General features: G+C 54.6%; 15 protein-coding genes. 7 read left to right on the top strand and 8 right to left on the bottom strand.

Features of this window, described 5'->3' with window-relative positions:
- Positions 1-225 precede the first annotated feature (225 nt).
- Positions 226-453 (bottom strand): hypothetical protein, encoded by a 228-nt coding sequence (locus tag ACO0K9_RS25090; RefSeq protein ID WP_422989584.1) that lies wholly within the window; start codon positions 451-453, stop codon positions 226-228.
- A 38-nt stretch (positions 454-491) separates the two neighbouring features.
- On the opposite strand from ACO0K9_RS25090, the gene ACO0K9_RS25085 reads away from it, so the two are divergent.
- Complete coding sequence (locus tag ACO0K9_RS25085) at positions 492-797, top strand: DUF883 family protein (RefSeq protein ID WP_422989582.1); 306 nt, start codon at positions 492-494, stop codon at positions 795-797.
- A 113-nt stretch (positions 798-910) separates the two neighbouring features.
- Here ACO0K9_RS25085 and ACO0K9_RS25080 read toward each other — a convergent pair whose 3' ends face one another.
- From ACO0K9_RS25080 to ACO0K9_RS25065, 4 genes are read right to left on the bottom strand one after another with little or no spacing between them, the layout of a single operon-like run.
- Complete coding sequence (locus ACO0K9_RS25080) at positions 911-1,555, bottom strand: ABC-type transport auxiliary lipoprotein family protein (RefSeq protein WP_422989580.1); 645 nt, start codon at positions 1,553-1,555, stop codon at positions 911-913.
- Positions 1,552-2,496 carry an MlaD family protein gene (locus ACO0K9_RS25075; protein ID WP_422989578.1) on the bottom strand — a complete coding sequence of 315 codons (945 nt, stop codon included), beginning with the start codon at positions 2,494-2,496 and terminating at the stop codon, positions 1,552-1,554. Before ACO0K9_RS25075 ends, ACO0K9_RS25080 begins: the two co-directional genes overlap by 4 nt.
- The gene (locus ACO0K9_RS25070; protein ID WP_422989576.1) at positions 2,481-3,389 is read right to left on the bottom strand and encodes an ABC transporter ATP-binding protein; all 909 of its coding nucleotides are present in this window, start codon (positions 3,387-3,389) and stop codon (positions 2,481-2,483) included. Before ACO0K9_RS25070 ends, ACO0K9_RS25075 begins: the two co-directional genes overlap by 16 nt.
- Positions 3,389-4,591, bottom strand: coding sequence for an MlaE family ABC transporter permease (locus ACO0K9_RS25065; protein ID WP_422989574.1), 1,203 nt, complete (start codon positions 4,589-4,591; stop codon positions 3,389-3,391). Before ACO0K9_RS25065 ends, ACO0K9_RS25070 begins: the two co-directional genes overlap by 1 nt.
- Positions 4,592-5,098: 507 nt before the next feature.
- On the opposite strand from ACO0K9_RS25065, the gene ACO0K9_RS25060 reads away from it, so the two are divergent.
- Both ACO0K9_RS25060 and ACO0K9_RS25055 read left to right on the top strand, forming a co-directional pair.
- The gene (locus tag ACO0K9_RS25060; protein ID WP_422989572.1) at positions 5,099-5,245 is read left to right on the top strand and encodes a lmo0937 family membrane protein; all 147 of its coding nucleotides are present in this window, start codon (positions 5,099-5,101) and stop codon (positions 5,243-5,245) included.
- 77 nt (positions 5,246-5,322) lie between these two features.
- On the top strand, positions 5,323-6,183 hold the full coding sequence (locus tag ACO0K9_RS25055; RefSeq protein WP_422989588.1) for a YihY/virulence factor BrkB family protein: 861 nt from the start codon (positions 5,323-5,325) through the stop codon (positions 6,181-6,183).
- 13 nt (positions 6,184-6,196) lie between these two features.
- Here the strand turns inward: ACO0K9_RS25055 and ACO0K9_RS25050 are convergent, their stop codons facing one another.
- Positions 6,197-7,480 (bottom strand): ectonucleotide pyrophosphatase/phosphodiesterase, encoded by a 1,284-nt coding sequence (locus tag ACO0K9_RS25050; RefSeq protein WP_422989570.1) that lies wholly within the window; start codon positions 7,478-7,480, stop codon positions 6,197-6,199.
- 641 nt (positions 7,481-8,121) lie between these two features.
- Here ACO0K9_RS25050 and ACO0K9_RS25045 point away from each other — a divergent pair.
- Positions 8,122-11,625 (top strand): EAL domain-containing protein, encoded by a 3,504-nt coding sequence (locus ACO0K9_RS25045; protein WP_422989568.1) that lies wholly within the window; start codon positions 8,122-8,124, stop codon positions 11,623-11,625.
- A gap of 154 nt (positions 11,626-11,779) precedes the next feature.
- A complete protein-coding gene (locus tag ACO0K9_RS25040) occupies positions 11,780-13,582 on the top strand; it encodes a redoxin domain-containing protein (RefSeq protein ID WP_422989566.1) in 1,803 nt (600 codons plus the stop codon).
- A gap of 19 nt (positions 13,583-13,601) precedes the next feature.
- Here ACO0K9_RS25040 and ACO0K9_RS25035 read toward each other — a convergent pair whose 3' ends face one another.
- Positions 13,602-14,432, bottom strand: coding sequence for a M50 family metallopeptidase (locus ACO0K9_RS25035; protein ID WP_422989564.1), 831 nt, complete (start codon positions 14,430-14,432; stop codon positions 13,602-13,604).
- 119 nt (positions 14,433-14,551) lie between these two features.
- Between ACO0K9_RS25035 and ACO0K9_RS25030 the strand changes: the two genes are divergently transcribed.
- Both ACO0K9_RS25030 and ACO0K9_RS25025 read left to right on the top strand, forming a co-directional pair.
- The gene (locus ACO0K9_RS25030) at positions 14,552-15,115 is read left to right on the top strand and encodes an NIF family HAD-type phosphatase (RefSeq protein WP_422989562.1); all 564 of its coding nucleotides are present in this window, start codon (positions 14,552-14,554) and stop codon (positions 15,113-15,115) included.
- A 139-nt stretch (positions 15,116-15,254) separates the two neighbouring features.
- Positions 15,255-15,797, top strand: coding sequence for a GNAT family N-acetyltransferase (locus ACO0K9_RS25025; protein WP_422989560.1), 543 nt, complete (start codon positions 15,255-15,257; stop codon positions 15,795-15,797).
- Between the two features lie 49 nt (positions 15,798-15,846).
- On the opposite strand, the gene ACO0K9_RS25020 is transcribed toward ACO0K9_RS25025, so the two are convergent.
- Positions 15,847-17,172 (bottom strand): PQQ-dependent sugar dehydrogenase, encoded by a 1,326-nt coding sequence (locus tag ACO0K9_RS25020; protein ID WP_422989586.1) that lies wholly within the window; start codon positions 17,170-17,172, stop codon positions 15,847-15,849.
- Positions 17,173-17,184: the final 12 nt, after the last annotated feature.

The following is a 17,184-nucleotide window of genomic DNA, read 5'->3' as shown; positions in this document are numbered from 1 at the left end:
ATCCAGAGAAGGCTCGTGTAGAAGAAAAGGCGTACATGAAGGCTGCTTAATTTAAATTGAGGCGACAACTACCTTGACACACACCGCTTCGCCAAAGAACGTATTCAAAGAAAGGCGACCGCAGACTTGCTCCCTTCGGGAGTGCCCATTTATGTAGTGCAAAAAATGGGAAGGTCCGAAACTCGCTACGCTCAGACACCGGACCTTCTTTTTCCATTTTCTGCACTACACAAATGGCTTCGGTGCAGCAGGGAATTCGGATTGCATGCAATCTGCCTGCGTAACGACATTGCCTTGCAAGGCAATGTGTCTCCCTTTAGGAACACAGGGCCCAAGCGGTTGAAATTCAAAAATAACAGCAACACACAGGTCAACATCAAAAACAACATCAAAAACAACGTCAAAGCCAACAGCAACGTCAACACCCAAAAACAAAAGCAGCACAGGTTCCAAATTTAATAGTTCCCTAACCAACCCAAAGGAAGATCATCATGCTCGAATCCAACATCAAAGCTGTCAACAAAGATATCAAGGTATTGCTCAAAGATGCGCAGGCGCTGTTTAGTGCGGCGGCTACGTTGAGTGGTGAAAAAGCCGACGAGGCGCGGGCGCGGGGGATGAAATTGCTGGATACGGCCATGGTCGCGGCGCAGGATGCGCAGGCGTCGGCGCTGGCTGCCGGCAAGCAGATGGCCGAGTGCACCGATACCTATGTCAAGGAAAACCCATGGAGCACCATCGGCGTGGCTGCCACGGCAGGCTTGCTGGTGGGTTTGCTGTGCTGTCGCAAATCATGAACCGCTAAGGAAAACCGCTAAAGCAAACCGGTATAGCAGACTGGTAAGGCAGGCATCAAAAAAAAGCAGCCCGGTTTTCAGGCTGCTTTTTTCTTTTCTTGAAACTGCCCAGCTTACTTGACCGGCCCTACCTGTTCCGCACAAAATCCCGTCAGTTGCTTCAGGGCCTGGGTAACGGCCTGGTTGCTGGCCAGGACACCGCCATAGGCGTCTTCGGTAGGGGTGGCAAGGTTGACTTCGAATTCACGCCAGGCGGTGATTTGCTGGTTTTTGGTGTCAGACAAATGCGCGCGCAGGACGAAGTGGACACGGCTGGGTGTGCTGGTGAAGTCTTGTTGCAGGCTGCGTATTTCCAGGTCCAGCCGGTAGGTGGTCTGCAGGGCTGTGGGTGCCTGTAACACCACCTTGAACAAGCCGCTGGATTCCAGCGCGCTGGTGACCAGCGGCATGAGCATGGCTGCCGGTGGTTTTTGCCACTGGCTTTGCTGAAACTCTTCAATCTGATGTGGCTGGCGCATGAATAGCATGTGGTTGCTGTCAAAACCGGCAGCAGCACGGATGTTGCCTATCAGGATACTGGCCGCCGGAGTACCAGTTGCCCTGGCAGGCGCAGTGATGTTGGGCACCGTAGCCACCGTAGCCACAGTATCCAGCCGGTACACCGCCGCCACTGGCACATTGGCCGGTTGCAGGGCGGAACAACCGGCCATCGACAAGGCCAGCACCGGCAGTAGTTGGGCTAAGTGGACAGGCTTCATGGCGTTACTCCTTTTGATTCCCCTGGCCCCGGTGGGGCTGCCTGTCGACCTCTGATCAGGCTGCTGGGATTATGTTCGGTCTGTTCAATCAGGCGGGTCAGGGATGCCGACAAGGTCGCCAGTTCAGCCATCAGTCTTTGTATTTCTGGCAGCGTGTCAGTACTGATCTGACGCACACCGCCACCCAGTTGATCCACGGCAGTTTTTGCACTGTCACTGGCCTTGCCTGCCTTGTCTGCCATGGCGGCAACGGCATCCGCACTCTTGCCTATGCGCTGGAACAAGGCATCCATTTTAGCGCTGGCCTGGGCAGTGTTATTGGTGGTGATGGCGGCATTGGCGATCGCGGCACGCATGGTGGCCTTTTGCGACGCCAGGGCATCCATCACGGCAGACGTGTCCTGCAAGATCTTGCTGAAGGCTGCGCGATTATCTTCATTCAGTATAGCATTCAGGTTGGCGGCGGTGCGGTCCAGGTTGGCCAGTACGGCGCTCAGGACATTTTCCAGCCGCGCGCTTAACGACGGCTTGGTGCGTATCTGTGGATAGCTTTGTCCGGGCAAGGCCTGCAATGCCGGTGCTGCGGGTGAGCCGCCGCTCAGTTCCACATAGGCGATGCCGGTCAGGCCCTGGGTTTTCAAGACGGCCTGGGTATCGGTCTTGATGGGAGTGCCGGCGGCAATCGCAAACTGCAGTTGCACCTGTTGCGGATTGGCCGGGTCCAGGCTGATCGCATGGACCTTGCCGACATTCACCCCCTGGTATTTGACCGGCGCATCCAGATTCAGGCCCGCTACCGATTCATTCACCACGGATTGATACAGGACCGTCTGCGTGCGCTTGCCCAGACCGACTGACAGCCACAGCACAGCGGCCACAAACATGGCCCCAAGCATCAATACAAAGGCACCGACAGCGGCGTAATTTACTTTGGTTTCCATGGGCTGTCCTTGGTTTTCAATTGTTCTTGTTGTCCGGCGGTTTGTGTTTGTGCCATTATTTGTGTCTGCGCCTGTTCCTGTGCCGCCCTGCCCCGTGCGCCATCAAAATAGTCACGGACGACGGGGTGCTGCAGGTGTGACAGTTCTTCCATGGAACCAATCGCCAGCACCTTGCCCTCGCCCAGTACCGCCACCCTGTGGGTGACTTGCCACAACAGATCAAGGTCATGGGTAATCATCACGATGGTAGGCTGATACAGCGCGTGCAAATGCCGCACAAGGGCATCGATACCCCCGGCACCGGCCGGGTCCAGGCCAGCCGTGGGTTCATCCAGGAACAGCAGTTCCGGGTCCAGCGCCAGCGCCCTGGCCAGTGCGGCACGCTTTAACATGCCACCGCTGAGTTCAGCCGGGTACAGGGTGGCCGCTTCTGGCTTGAGGCCACTCAAAGCCAGTTTCCAGGCGGCGACGTCGTTGATGCTGCCCTCATCCAATTCAATATGCTCACGCAGCGGCAAGCCTATGTTTTCGCTGACGGTCAGCGTGCCGAACAAGCCGCCTTTTTGAAACATCACACCACAACGCTGGCGCAATGCGGCAGCGTCTTCATCGCTGATGCCCGCCAGTTCCTGCCCCAGGATAGTGACCGAACCTGAATCTGGCGTATGCAGCAAAATCATTTCACGCAGCAGCGTCGATTTGCCAGAACCGCTGCCGCCGACGATGGCAAATATCTCGCCACGTCGGATATCCAGATCCAGGTTCTGATGCACGATCTTGTCGCCAAAACGGGTACAGACCTGGCGCATTTGAATCACGAAGTCATCGCTAGCTGAAGCGGGTGTAGGTGCGGGCGTAGGAACGGGTGCGGTTGCGGGCTCGGCTGCTGTCATTACAATCCTAATAAATTAAAAATGACAGAAAAACCGCCATCCAGCACGATCACGATAAAAATTGCCTGCACCACACTGCGCGTGGTCTGGCGACCGACACTGTCGGCATTACCCTTGGTACGAAAACCCTGATAGCACCCTATGGTAGCAATCACCACTGCAAATACGAGTGACTTGCCCATACCGATCAACAAGGTCTTGAGTGGAATTTCAGTCGCAAAACGGGTCATGAATTCATGCGGGCTGACACCCAGTTGATTGCTGGCCATCAGCATCCCACCCATGATGCCCAGCAAATCAGCAAACAGGGTCAGCAGTGGCAAGGCCAGTATCAGCGCCAGCAGCTTGGGGATCACCAGCAAATCAACCGGTGGAATGCCGACGGTCTGCAAGGCATCAATTTCTTCCGTCACCACCATGGTGCCTATCTGTGCCGCATAGGCTGAACCAGAACGGCCAGCGATGATGATGGCCGTAATCAGTGGTGCAAATTCACGCAGCATGGCGTAACCCACCAGTTCCACCACAAAGATATTCGCGCCATAGTGCTTGAGCTGGTCTGCACCCTGATACGCAATCACGATGCCGAGTAAAAACGAGGTGACACCAACAATGGGCAGAGCTTCAAAACCAGCTATCTGGATATTGTGCAAAATGGCGCGGCCACGCCAGCGCCGCGGGTGTCGTAGCAAACCCAGCATGCTGACCGCGATGGTCCCGACAAAACTCAGCCAAGCCAGATTGTCATGCCAGACGTTGACAGTCGCCTTACCAATTTTTTCCAGCAAGCCGCTGGCCTTAAGCACCGGCACCGCAACGGCTGGAATATCACCCAGGCCATCCAGCATATGCTGGTAAGCATCAGGCCAACCCTGCATGCTGATCTGGGTACCGCTGTCACGCAGTTTTTGCAGACGTGTATGCATGACCCAGGCCACGATGCTGTCTATCTTTTGGATTTGCTGGCCGTCCAACTGCACTACCGCCGGGTGACGCAGCAGCAAGGCATCCAGTTGACGCATGACATTACCCAACTGGCGGATAGTCCAGTTGCCTGACAGTTGCAAGACGCCTGGTGCGGTTTGCTGGATGCGCGCAGGCATATGGGCTAGCATATCGGCAAGCCGGGGGACTACGCTGGCGGCGACGCCTGTATCAGCTGGCAGGGCATTATTGTTGGTCGGGGCAGTAGGGGCAGGCATGGATGCTCATCATAGAAAACACATGCCTTCAGCTTGCCATTCGACGCGATTATTTTCTGTACGCTGGCGTACCAAGGGAAGGGAAAGAGATAGGGGGAAAGCAGAAAAAACTGCACCTGGCCCCGTAAAAATACTTACGCAAAACCGCTCCAGCGACGATACAGAAGATGCGTGGAGTTCTGTATTTTTCCGCCGCCGAAACATGCCGGAGCGATTTTGCGTAAGTATTCTTCGCTGTTCATTATATTTAAATTCGTTCGCAAAAAAAGGGGAATGTCTGTATCTGTTCTACGCTGCTGTCCAGACTTTGGCCAGACTTCGGCAAGAGAAAATACTGCATTCACCGAGCACAAGACTGACAGAAAAAGTTCTACCGCTCTGTGCGCTAGCTAACAGACCAAAACAAACTTTTATTTCAAGCTAGGCCTACCGTCAAAGCGGTATGCCGGGTGATTTTTAGCGGCCTGCCTGGCGTGTTGACCTAACCTACTTAAAGAAAGAAACATCATGCTTTATACCATTGCTGTCATACTGATTATTTTGTGGTTGTTGGGTATGGTGTCGGCCTACACCATAGGTGGCTTTATCCATGTCTTGCTGGTGATCGCCGTCATCATGATCTTGCTGCGTTTGATCAGTGGCAGAGGCGTTTGACCCTGCTGTATCGCGTACTAAGACCATGGCTGACTAAACAGCGGGCCATCCCTGGCCTGCTGGTAGCACTGGTCGGCATGATCGGTCGTGCCGTGCTGGAATGGGTACGCCATCGTGCTGCCAGCAAAGGCGCTGCGCTGGCATTTTATACGCTGTTTTCCATGGTGCCGGTCCTGATATTGGTGTTGGCGATTGCCGGTTTCTTTTATGGCGAACAAGCCGCACGTGGGCAATTATTCAATCAATTGCATGGCCTGGTAGGTCAAAGCGGGGCGACAGCGATACAACTGTTGCTAGCCGGTGCGCACAATGACGATGCAGGGCGTATCGCTACACTGATTGCCAGCGTGTTGCTGCTGATCGGTGCAACCAGCGTGTTTGCCGAGTTAAAAGAAAGCCTGGATGAAATCTGGCAAGTGCCGCCCAGCCGCAGCAACAGTCTGTGGCAGTTTTTACGCACGCGCCTGCTATCGTTTGGCTTGATACTGGTGCTGGCATTTTTGATGCTGGTATCACTGGTCGTCAGTGCGGTGCTGGCGGCACTGGAACATTACTGGCAAGGCAGCCGCACTGCAGTGGCACTGATACTGCTGCCGCTGTCGTCAGGCATTGGCTTTGCGGTGATTGCTTCCCTGTTTGCCGTCATCTTCAAGATGCTGCCGCAGGTGCGGCTGTCGTGGGGCGATGTCTGGGTTGGTGCGACGGGCACGGCAAGTTTGTTCTATGTAGGTAAATTGCTGATCGGCGTGTATATCGGCAATAGCGGTGTCGCCAGCAGTTTTGGTGCGGCGGGTTCCATCATCGCCTTGCTGTTATGGGTGTATTACTCTGCCCAGATCTTTTTGCTGGGGGCAGAATTCACCCGCCAGTATGCCTACAGCCTGGGCAGCTTGCGCACCGCCGGACTTGCTTCCAATGCCCGTGCTCAAACGGAATGACATGGCAGTGCATTTACGGTAGCAGTGCGCCTTCAACGGCTTCAAGCTTGCCGTCGGATGGCAAGGCCGGAACATGGATCAGCTTCATGATCAATGGATAGACATGCACATTGTCGAACGGCGGCAGCACTGTCGCCTGCCTGAAGGACGGGCCGTTGGCAATAAACAGTGCCTGCATTTCTTTACTCACATTATCGTAGCCGTGCCCTCCCTTGCCGGCCTTTGCTGCAGCCTTGGCATCGGGCTCCACCAGCCAACTCACTTCCGCCAGGCAGATAAAACGTGGCACACGCGGGTTTTGTCCATATTCAAAACGCGCTGGCAGGTTTTCTTTTTTCCAGCACTGCATATGTTCGTGGGCTTGCAGCAGCGCTTTGGCCACCGCTTCTTCTTGTCCCTCTTTAGGATTGATTCCGGCATAGCTACCATGGGTCACCACATTGGTGAGCAAGGGATTGACGATCTGGTCCAGTTGCACAATACGTTCAGGACTGGTCGCAGCCATGCCATGATCGGACACGATAATCAGGTCGGCGTCAATCTGCCGCGCACGCAGACCATCTGTCAGGCGGGCGATAGCGGCGTCGGCACTGGCTACCGCAGCTGTCACTTCTGCAGTATCAGGGCCAAATTCATGGCCGGCGTGATCCACATGGTCAAAGTACAGCGTCAAAAACTGGGGGCGGCTGGCACCTGGTTTGTCCATCCAGCCCAGCACGGTATCGACACGGTCAGCCGGGCTCAGCTTGTCATTGTAGGGGCGGTATTCCGACGGACGCACGCCGTGTATGGCGGCTTCGGAACCTGGCCAGAACATGATGGCTGAGCGGACATGATTCTTTTCTGCGGTGACCCAGATTGGCTCTGCCTGATCCCACCAGCGACGGTCAAGCACCGCACTGCTGTTGCTTAATTTAAAGCGCACACCAGCAATCCTGGCGTCATCCATGGTATTGCCGACGATGCCGTGATGGTCTGGACGCAGGCCTGTCACCAGGGTGTAATGATTGGGAAAGGTAATCGATGGAAAGGAGGGGCGCATAGCCTCTGCCCGCACGCCACTGGCGGCCAGTGCATTCAGCCGGGGTGTCACACCGCGGTTCAGGTAGTCGGGCTTGAAGCCATCTATCGATATCAGGATGACGGGATGGTAGGCGCGGTTGTCGCTGCTGGTACCAACAGTGTCAGCAGCAGTTTTTTGCGCCACTGGCGCACAGGCGGTTAGCAAAACCACTGTCCAGGCCATTGAACAAGCCATCAAGGTATAAGCGAAAGTCTTTACGGATAATGATTTCATAGTTTATTAACAAGAAAACGAATTACATTCAGCGGAATGGAATAATTGGCAAGCGTGCCTGGCGCTTATTATGCGGCGAATAATAATACTTATGAGAAAGATATTTGTATCTGAAATGTTAAGTCAAGTGACTTCCACGTGGCTGGATAGTCAATTGTGACATTGGTGCCGATGGCTGGTGATAATATGGATAATAAATCCAACCCCACCTGCTGCTGTCTGGCACGCCCTGGTCTTTGCGCAAGACCGGCAGTGCCACCCGCAGGCCTGGGTAGCCCGGTTCCAGTTGTAAAGGATTGCAAAACATGCAAAATGGACGCAGACAAGGGCTTGCATACCGTTTATGATAAAAATTGCTTTGAAGCATGATTTGTTTAGAACTGTTTAGAACTTGATTACGATCTGTAGCGAGCCTGCGTACGTGCATCAGCGGGGTCAGGGTAACAAAAACGCAGCGCAAAAAACGGAATGGCCTCTAAGACCATGCTCATTTTGAGCAGCGCATGAGCCCCGATCACGCACGCACAGTAAGATCGTAAACAGGTTCTTAAAAGCTTGCCAAGGAAATGCAATGCACGGGTACTCCCCCGGCTATCTGAAAACAAGGCTTGTGTTCCCACTGGGACTACGGAAAAAGCACCATGACAGCGCACCGTGAAGAGACTGTAAGCAATCTACCGCCCGTGCCGGCAAGGTCTATCCGCAGCTATTTGCTGATGCTGGTGTTGCTGGTATCGATGCCGCTGATGGCGGCGGTCGGGTTTGGCATCTATCATGATTTCCAGCAATCGACGGCCAATACCAAGACCGCCCTCAAGACCATGGCCAGTGTCATGATCAAAAATACCAAGGGCAAGCTGGCACAGGCACACCAGGTCATGGCGGGCATCGCCAGTTTGCCAGCGGTACGCCAACTGGCTCTGGCAGACTGCCCGGTGAAACTGGGTAACCTGGCCAACCTTGACCCTGCCTTTGCCCGCATCATCCTGGCCGATTTGCAGGGCAATATTCTTTGTGCCATATCGGGCAAGGACAAGGCGCAGGATGCCGCCACACCTGAACTGATCAAATCAGAATACATACAGGGTGCCATCCGCAACCAGGGCCTGAACATTTCCGCGCCCCATCGTAACAATAACAACCATAGTGACAGTAGCAGCCCCTGGTCTACCACACTGAGCCTGCCGATCTGGAGCATGGAACAGCAAATAGTCGGCGTGGTCATGCTGTCGGTGGATGTCGGTTTTTATAACCCCAACATCCCGGGGGAGTTTTTGCCGGAATCCAGCCGTTACGGTTTTTTCCGTGATGACGGCATCCTGATCTGGCGTAACCTGGACCCGGACAAGATTATCGGTACCCGCCCCACTTCGGAAGCAGCAAAACATATCGTCGCATTGAAAAGCGGTGAATTTGAAAGCCAGGCCGTGGATGGTGTGGTGCGCTTCATTTCGGTGGTCGCGCTGCCTGAATATGGAATGGTGGCCTTTGTGGGCGTACCGGCGCACACCGTCTTTGCTGAATCCAGGGCCAGGGCCGTCGAGTCCATCCTGCTGGTGTTATTGATGATCGCCCTGCTATTGCTGGTTGCGTTTAGCTTTAGCCAGCGGATTACCGACCCGATGATCGCGCTGGCCGATGTGGCGCGTGCCGCCAACAAGGGAGACCTGGGTGTCAGGGCACGCGCTGACGGCCCCAGTGAACTGCTGGCAGTGGCGCATGAATTCAATCGCATGCTGATCGCGCAACAGCATAGCGATGAACAGTTTCGCGCCTTCCTGGGCAATAGCGCCATCGTGGCATGGGTCAAGGATTTCGACGGGCGCTACAAGTTTGTCAGTGACAATTTCTTGCGTCGTTTCAATACATCCATGCAGGAAGTCCTTGGCAAGACCGATCATGAACTCTGGCCTGCCAGCGTCGCCGATGGGTATCACGATAATGACCTGCTCTTGCTGGAAAGCCGTCAACACAACGAAGCTGTATGGCCATCCACCAATATCGATGGCAGCCTCAGTTGGTGGCTGGTGAATAAATTCGTATTCACCGGTTTTGATGGCACGCCACAACTGGGCGGGCTGGCGGTGGATATCACCGAGCGCAAGCGCGTCACGGATCTGGATGAACTGATCCTGCAAACCGCCATGGATGCCTTCTGGCTCATCAACAAAGACGGCGACCTGAAAGCCGTCAACGAAACTGCCTGTACCATGATGGGTTATACCCGTGAAGAAATGCTCGCCCTCAATATCAGCGATATCGATGTACTGGAAGGCACCTGCGGCATGCCTGTGCATGAGCGCGTCGACGTCCTGCGCAAAGAAGGCAGCCAGCAGTTTGAAGCACGGCAAAGGTGCAAGGATGGCCGCATCATCGATGTCGAAGTGTCGATACGTTATCTGCCCGGCCAGGAATTGTTTCCTGCCTTTGTGCGCGACATCACCGCGCGCAAGCAGGCAGAACAAAGCCTGCATCTGGCCGCCACCGTGTTTGAATCGCATGAAGGCATGTTCGTCACCAATGCCAACAGGGTGATACAGCAGGTCAACCGCGCCTTTACCGAAATCACCGGCTACTCGCGCGAAGATGCCATTGGCCAGACCCAGGATTTATTGAAATCCGGCCAGCATGATGACGTTTTTTTTGCTGACATGAGCCGCCGTCTGGAAGCCGAAGGCAGTTGGCAAGGCGAAATCTGGAACCGCCACAAAAATGGCCAGATCAGCCCGCAATGGCTGACCATCACCGCCGTGTATGGCAACAACCATGAATTGCTGCACTATGTCGGCACCCTGACCGATATCACTACCCGCAAGGCTGCAGAAGATGAAATCAAGAACCTGGCCTTTTACGACCCGCTGACCAGGTTGCCTAACCGCCGTCTGCTGACAGACCGCCTGCAACAGGCCCTGGCATCTTGCGCCCGCAGTGGCCGCAAAGGCGCGCTGATGTATATCGACCTGGACAATTTCAAGACCCTCAATGATACCCAGGGCCACCACAAAGGTGACCTGTTATTGCAACAGGTATCGGCACGCCTGATCCATTGCGTGCGCGAAGATGATACCGTGGCGCGCATAGGCGGCGATGAATTTGTGCTCTTGCTGGAAAATTTGAGCGAGGCCTCCAACGAAGCCGCCACCCAGATCGAAATGGTCGGCAAGAAAATCCTCGTTGCCCTGAACCAGGCGTATGACCTTGCTGGTTATGAATGTCACAGCACGCCCAGTGTAGGCATCACCCTGATTAGCGACCATGACACCAGTTCTGATGAATTGATGAAACAGGCTGACCTGGCCATGTATGCCGCCAAGACCGCCGGTCGCAACACTCTGCGCTTTTTTGATCCGGGCATGCAGGCCGTGGTCACCTCCCGCGCCGCCATGGAAAAAGAATTGCGCGAAGGCCTGCGCAATGAACAACTGCAGTTGTACTACCAGGCACAAGTCAACCATACAGGTGAGCTGATCGGTGTCGAAGCCCTGGCACGCTGGCAGCATCCGCAACGCGGTATGATTTCCCCGGCTGAATTCATCCCCCTGGCAGAATCCACCGGCCTGATACTGCCGCTCGGTTATTGGGTCTTGCAGACCGCCTGCAGGCAACTGGTCAGCTGGTCGCAGCAAGACCAGCGCGCCCACCTGACGATAGCCGTCAATGTCAGCGCCCGCCAGTTCCGGCAGGCAGATGTGGTCGAGCAGGTATTGGCCATCATTCACCAGACCGGTGCCAATCCGCATCTGCTGAAACTGGAACTGACCGAAAGCCTGCTGGTGGATGACGTTGAAGATATTATCCGCAAAATGGAATTACTGAAAGCAGCAGGCCTGTGCTTTTCGCTCGATGATTTTGGTACCGGCTATTCATCGCTGACGTATCTGAAACGCCTGCCGCTGGATCAGTTGAAGATCGACCAATCCTTTGTGCGTGACGTACTCAGTGACCCGAATGACGCCGCCATCGCCCGCACCATCGTCGCCCTCAGTCAGAGCATGGGCTTGTCCGTCATTGCCGAAGGCGTGGAAAGTGCCGAGCAACGCGACTATCTCGCCAGCCAGGGCTGCCTTGCCTACCAGGGTTATTATTTTGGCCGCCCCATGCCTATCGCCGATTTTGAAGCGGCACACCCGATCCGGCATCGCTGAATAGGACTTACGCAAAATTGTCCCAGCAAGGTGCTGCAACGCAGCAGGGGCGGTTTTGCGTAAGTCCTACCGAACTATCATTCGCATGACAAAAACAGTAATCTAAAGTAAATTATCATCTCCCGACGCCCCTCTGATTTGAAAGCGCCACAAGATGAAATCTGGATTAACGCTGTTGTTAGCTGCCCTGTTTTGCCAGTTGCTGGCGCATGCCGATATTGGCATGGCAGCGGTGGCCAAAGAAGCCAAACCCACTCCGGCCGCCCCCACTTCGGCTGCCTTGTCCAGCTTTGGTTACCGCGTCGGCGAACGTCTGGCTGATGTCAAGTTCAAAGACCTCAATGGGCGCGAGGGTGTGCTGTCGCAACTGGCTGGCACGCGTGGTGCCATCATCGTCATGCGCGATGCTGAATGCCCGGTATCGCAACGCTATGCACCACGCCTGGCAGAATTTGAAAAAGAATACACCTCGCAAGGCTTTAATTTCGTGTATGTCGATGTCAGCCCCTATTCATCCGCCGAAGCAAAACAAAGTGCTGCCAGCAGCAACTTGCAGGGCCGCGTGGTGCTCGACACCAATCACGCCATCAGCAATGCCTTGCGGGCAGCATCCACTTCGGAAGTATTTTTAGCCGACCAGCACGGCACCCTGCTGTTTCGTGGTGCCATCGACGACCAGTACGGCATCAGCGTGCACAAAGACGCGCCAGGACAAACCTGGCTGCGCAAAGCCATCGCCGAATACCAGTCAGGTAAAGATATCGTCACCACACAAAGTGAAGCCAGCGGTTGCCTGTTGCCCGACCATGCAGGCGACACAGTGCAGAACCGGCCCGTCACCTACCACAACCGCATCAGCCGCCTGCTCGCACAAAAATGCGAGATGTGCCACCGTGCTGGCGGTGTTGCGCCCATGCCCCTGCAGACCTATGCGCAAGTCACCGCCCGTAAGACCATTATCGACTATATGACCAGCAAGCGCCTCATGCCACCCTGGAATGCCGACCCCAGCGTGGGTCACTGGGCCAATGACAGGAGCCTGTCAGAACAGGAACTGGCCGACCTGTCCAACTGGTTTAAAGCCGGTAGCCCGGCTGGCAACGCCAAAGAAGCCCCTGCCCCACGCACCTATGTGGCTGGCTGGGACATGCTCAAGCCGGACGCCGTATTGCAAATTGCCGAGCCGCATACGGTACCGGCGCAAGGCGTGGTCGAATACCAGTACAGCTACCTGAAAACCGATTTTGACACCGACAAATGGGTCACCGCGATGGAAATACGGGCATCGGCCCCCAAGGTAGTCCATCACATACTGGTGTTTCTGGAAGAACCCGGTGCCAAGCGCCGGGCTGGTGGTATCGATGGTTTCTTTGGCGCGCTGGTACCAGGCACGCCATTGACGACCTTTCCCGAAGGTGCCGCCAAGAAAATCCCCAAAGGAGCCTGGCTAAAATTCCAGATCCATTACCAGCCGAATGGTACCGAGCAGATCGACCAGGCCAAAATCGCCTTCCAGTTTGCTGACGATGCGACCAATACCGACACCAGATTAAAAGAAGTCAAAAGTGAATCTGCCTTCAACGCCAAGTTTGAAATACCACCCGGTGCCGCCAATCACCCAATAGAAGCCAGCTACCTGTTCCGCAAGCCAGGCAAACTGACCGCCTTGATGCCGCATGCACATCTGCGCGGCAAGGCCTGGAAGATAGAACTGGTAGACCCGGATGGCAAGCGCAGCCTGTTGCTGAATATTCCCAAATACGACTTCAACTGGCAAACCGCCTATCAGTTAAAAGAAGCCATCCTTGTGCAGCCTGGCATGCGCATTGCGGCCACGGCCTGGTATGACAATTCCAGCGACAACCCGGCCAACCCCAATCCCAAAGCCGCCGTGCACTTTGGCGAACAGACCTTTGAAGAAATGATGATCGCTTATTTCGACTGGATACCAGATTAAGCGCCATTGGCCTAACCTGTCATCGCGGCTGCGGCAAAGCCAAAGCCCCTTTGACACCCAGGCCCAGCAAGACAAAATTCAATCCCCCTATCAACAGCGCAAAAAACACAAAGGCCAGCCAGGGTAAGGCTTGCACATCAAAGGGCAAGAACAGCGAGGCAAATACCCGCGCATCAGAATACATGCCATTGCCCAGGGCTGCATATTGAAAGATATAACTGGTGTCACTAAAGGCTGAATAACACATGATGATGCCCAGCACTTGCAAGGCCAGCCTTTGCCAGGCATCCGCAGCGCGCAATAAAAACAGACAGGCCATCATCAGCAACACTGGCAATAGTAAAGCCAGCAAATGTGTCATATGCCATTGTGCCAGCAAGGGGTAATCGGCAGTGCTCAACCATACCGGCTTGAACATGTAATAGCCGCCACAGGCAAAAAACAGCAACAAGACCAAGTAAGGAATCCACAATTTCGCTGCCCTGGTCGACACAATCAGCAACACGCTGCCACACACCGCCGGCCCCAGCAAACCACCCAGCAAGACCAGGCTTTGCCAGCCACCACCGGTGATCGCCACACCACCGTCCGCATCCATCTGGAACCAGTAAAACGATCCCCCTGTCAGCAAGCTGGCCAGGCCATGCCCCATCTCATGCACAAACACCCCCACATAACGCAGCGGTGCCGTCAACAAATACACCAGGTAGGCCAGGTTGGGAAACAGCAAGGGCAAGACCACCCACAGCAAGAAAAACCCCACCATCAAAGACAGCAACATCCGCCGGTGACCAAGACCGTGATTGCTGCTTGTGCTGTGTGAATAAACCGATGGATCATTGACAGGCATGTGGTTTCCCGGGGTAGAAAATTACTGGCATAGTGTAAACCAGCTATGATGAAAACATGTTTTAAAATAAGATAACCAGACTTGTGCTTACTGCCCAAGACAAAACGTTCATGCGATAAATGAAAAAACTCTTGATACTTGATCTTGACGAAACGCTGTTGTATGCCACCAAAGATCATCTGGGGCGTGAGCCTGATTTTATCTTTTTTGGCTACCAATGTTATCTGCGCCCACATGTTAAAGAATTTCTGGCTTACTGCCAGGAACATTTTGATCTTGCTGTCTGGACCTCATCTTCAGAAGATTATGCACACATCGTTGTCAGCCATTTGTTTGACGGAGATGCGCCCTTGAAGTTTTTGTGGTCCAGGAAACGCTGCACCTATGTATTTGATCCTGAGCAGCAAAACTATGAATGGGTCAAGGATTTACGCAAGGTCAGGCGTCAAGGTTACCGGCTCGAACACGTCATCATGCTGGACGACACGCCAGAAAAACTGCGGCGCAATTATGGCAACCTGGTACGTATTAATATGTTTGAAGGACAGGTTGACGACCGCGAATTGACACTGCTCATGCCCTACCTGCAAGAGCTAAAGCATGCGGCCAATATACGTGCAGTAGAAAAACGCGGATGGCGACGACGCTTTGTGCCCCAAGAGGATGCCACAGGGATAAAATGAATCTCATGAAATTCATCGGTAAAATAATTACGATAATCCATCGGTGCGCACGGCGCACCCTACTCGCCGCGTTTGTTCACCAGTCGTAACACTGTAGGGTGCGCCATGCGCACCGAATGCCTGAACGTAGGTGAGTGCTATGCTTGCTCCTACCAACTCAAACACCACCGAGGTCAATTTGCAGATCGCCTTCATCCAGGAAAACCACTACGTATCGGCGGTAGACCTGCTGCACGATATGAGCGTTCACTACAACGGTGAAAATGCTGTGCCCAGACAGATCATCCAACAACATTTCATGCAGAACCTGCTTGGGCCTGATTCATCCATACGTATCGTGGTCGCCACGCGGGATGATGGCGTGGTTGTCGGGCTGGTGGCGATCACGCTATTTCATTCGCTGGTCAACGCGACAGTGGGCGAAACGGGACAGCTTTTTGTGAAAGAGCTGTATGTCTTGCGCACAGAACGTCGCACTGGCGTTGGTGAGGCATTGATGCAATGGGTGGCAGCGTATGCACTGAGCAAAAATTGTGTGCGGGTTGACTGGCATGTCAGGGCAGATAATCAAGCCGGGCTGCGTTTCTACCAACACCTAAGGGGCGTACCTGTCGATGACAGGCTGTGCTACCGCCTGTCTGGCAATGCCCTCACCCAGACGGCAAAAACCGGCAGGGAATGAAGCATCCTCTGCCGGCAGCACACCGGGTATTAGTGGGTATTACAGGATATTACTGGGCCGTTGCCGTTACCCGCCAGATGATATTGCCGACATCATCTGCCACCAGCAAGGCACCCTTGCTGTCAACAGCAACCCCGACGGGGCGCCCTTTGGCCTTGCCGTCTGCGGTTAAAAATCCGGTAAGTATGTCTTGCGGTGCGCCGGCTGGCTTGCCATTTGCAAAGGGCACAAAAATCACCTTGTAACCGCTGTGGGGTTTGCGATTCCATGAGCCATGCTGGCCAACAAAGGCACCACCGGCATAACTGGCTGGCAGCATCTTGCCGTCATAAAACGTCAAGCCCAATGACGCCGTGTGCGCGCCCAGCGCATAATCCGGCGCCAGAGCAGTGGCAACCAGATCAGGCCGTTGCGGCTTTACCCGCACATCCACATGCTGGCCAAAATAACTATACGGCCAGCCATAAAACCCGCCATCGCGTACCGACGTCATATAGTCTGGCACCAGGTCGTTACCCAGTTCATCTCTTTCATTCACGGCAGCCCACAACTGCCCACTTTGGGGTTGCCACGCCAGGCCATTGGCGTTACGCAAGCCACTGGCAAACAGTCGCATGCGGCCTGTCGCGATATCAATTTCATGAATGGCGGCGCGGTCTTTTTCATTCTCCATGCCATTTTCTGCGACATTGCTGTTGGATCCCACCGACACGTACAGGCGCAAGCCATCGCGGCTGGCCACCAGGTCCTTGGTCCAGTGATGATCGATTTTTCCGGCAGGTAAATCCACGACCTTCACGCCAGGCTCGGTAATGCTGGTTTGCCCGCGCTTATAGGGATAACGCATGATGGCATCGGTGTTGGCCACATATAAATAGTCTCCCACCTGGGCCATGCCAAAGGGTGAATGTAAGCCTTGCAGGAATATGCTGCGGGTGCTGGCCACGCCATGTTCATCCAGGCCACGCAATAAGATGATGCGGTCGGGGCTGGGCATGCTGGCACCGGCTGAACTTTTAACCTTACCTTCCACCCATTTGCGGACGGCTTTTAAACCACTGGTGGTATCGTGTATTGCTGGTGCATTGCTTTCTGCGACCAAAACATCGCCATTCGGCAAGACATGCAACATGCGTGGATGATCCAGCCCCACTGCAAATGCTGCCACCGCCAAACCATTGGCTGCCTGCGGTTTTTCGCCCTTGGCCCAACCAATGGCGGGCGCGATGTTTATCGTCGGCACGATGGATTTTTCAGGTTCGGGCAAATGGGGTTGCGCACCAAAGCCCTGGGCTGCGGGCAGGCTGCTTTGTGCGCTGCATGCCTGCATCGTTGTCAGCAACATGAAGGCAGGCAAGCGTGCTCTGACAAGCATATGGCAGAGGGT

It is taken from the genome of Undibacterium sp. Ji50W (assembly GCF_049340445.1).
Classification (GTDB): Bacteria; Pseudomonadota; Gammaproteobacteria; order Burkholderiales; family Burkholderiaceae_D; genus Undibacterium.
This window is presented reverse-complemented; position numbering and strand designations above follow the sequence as displayed.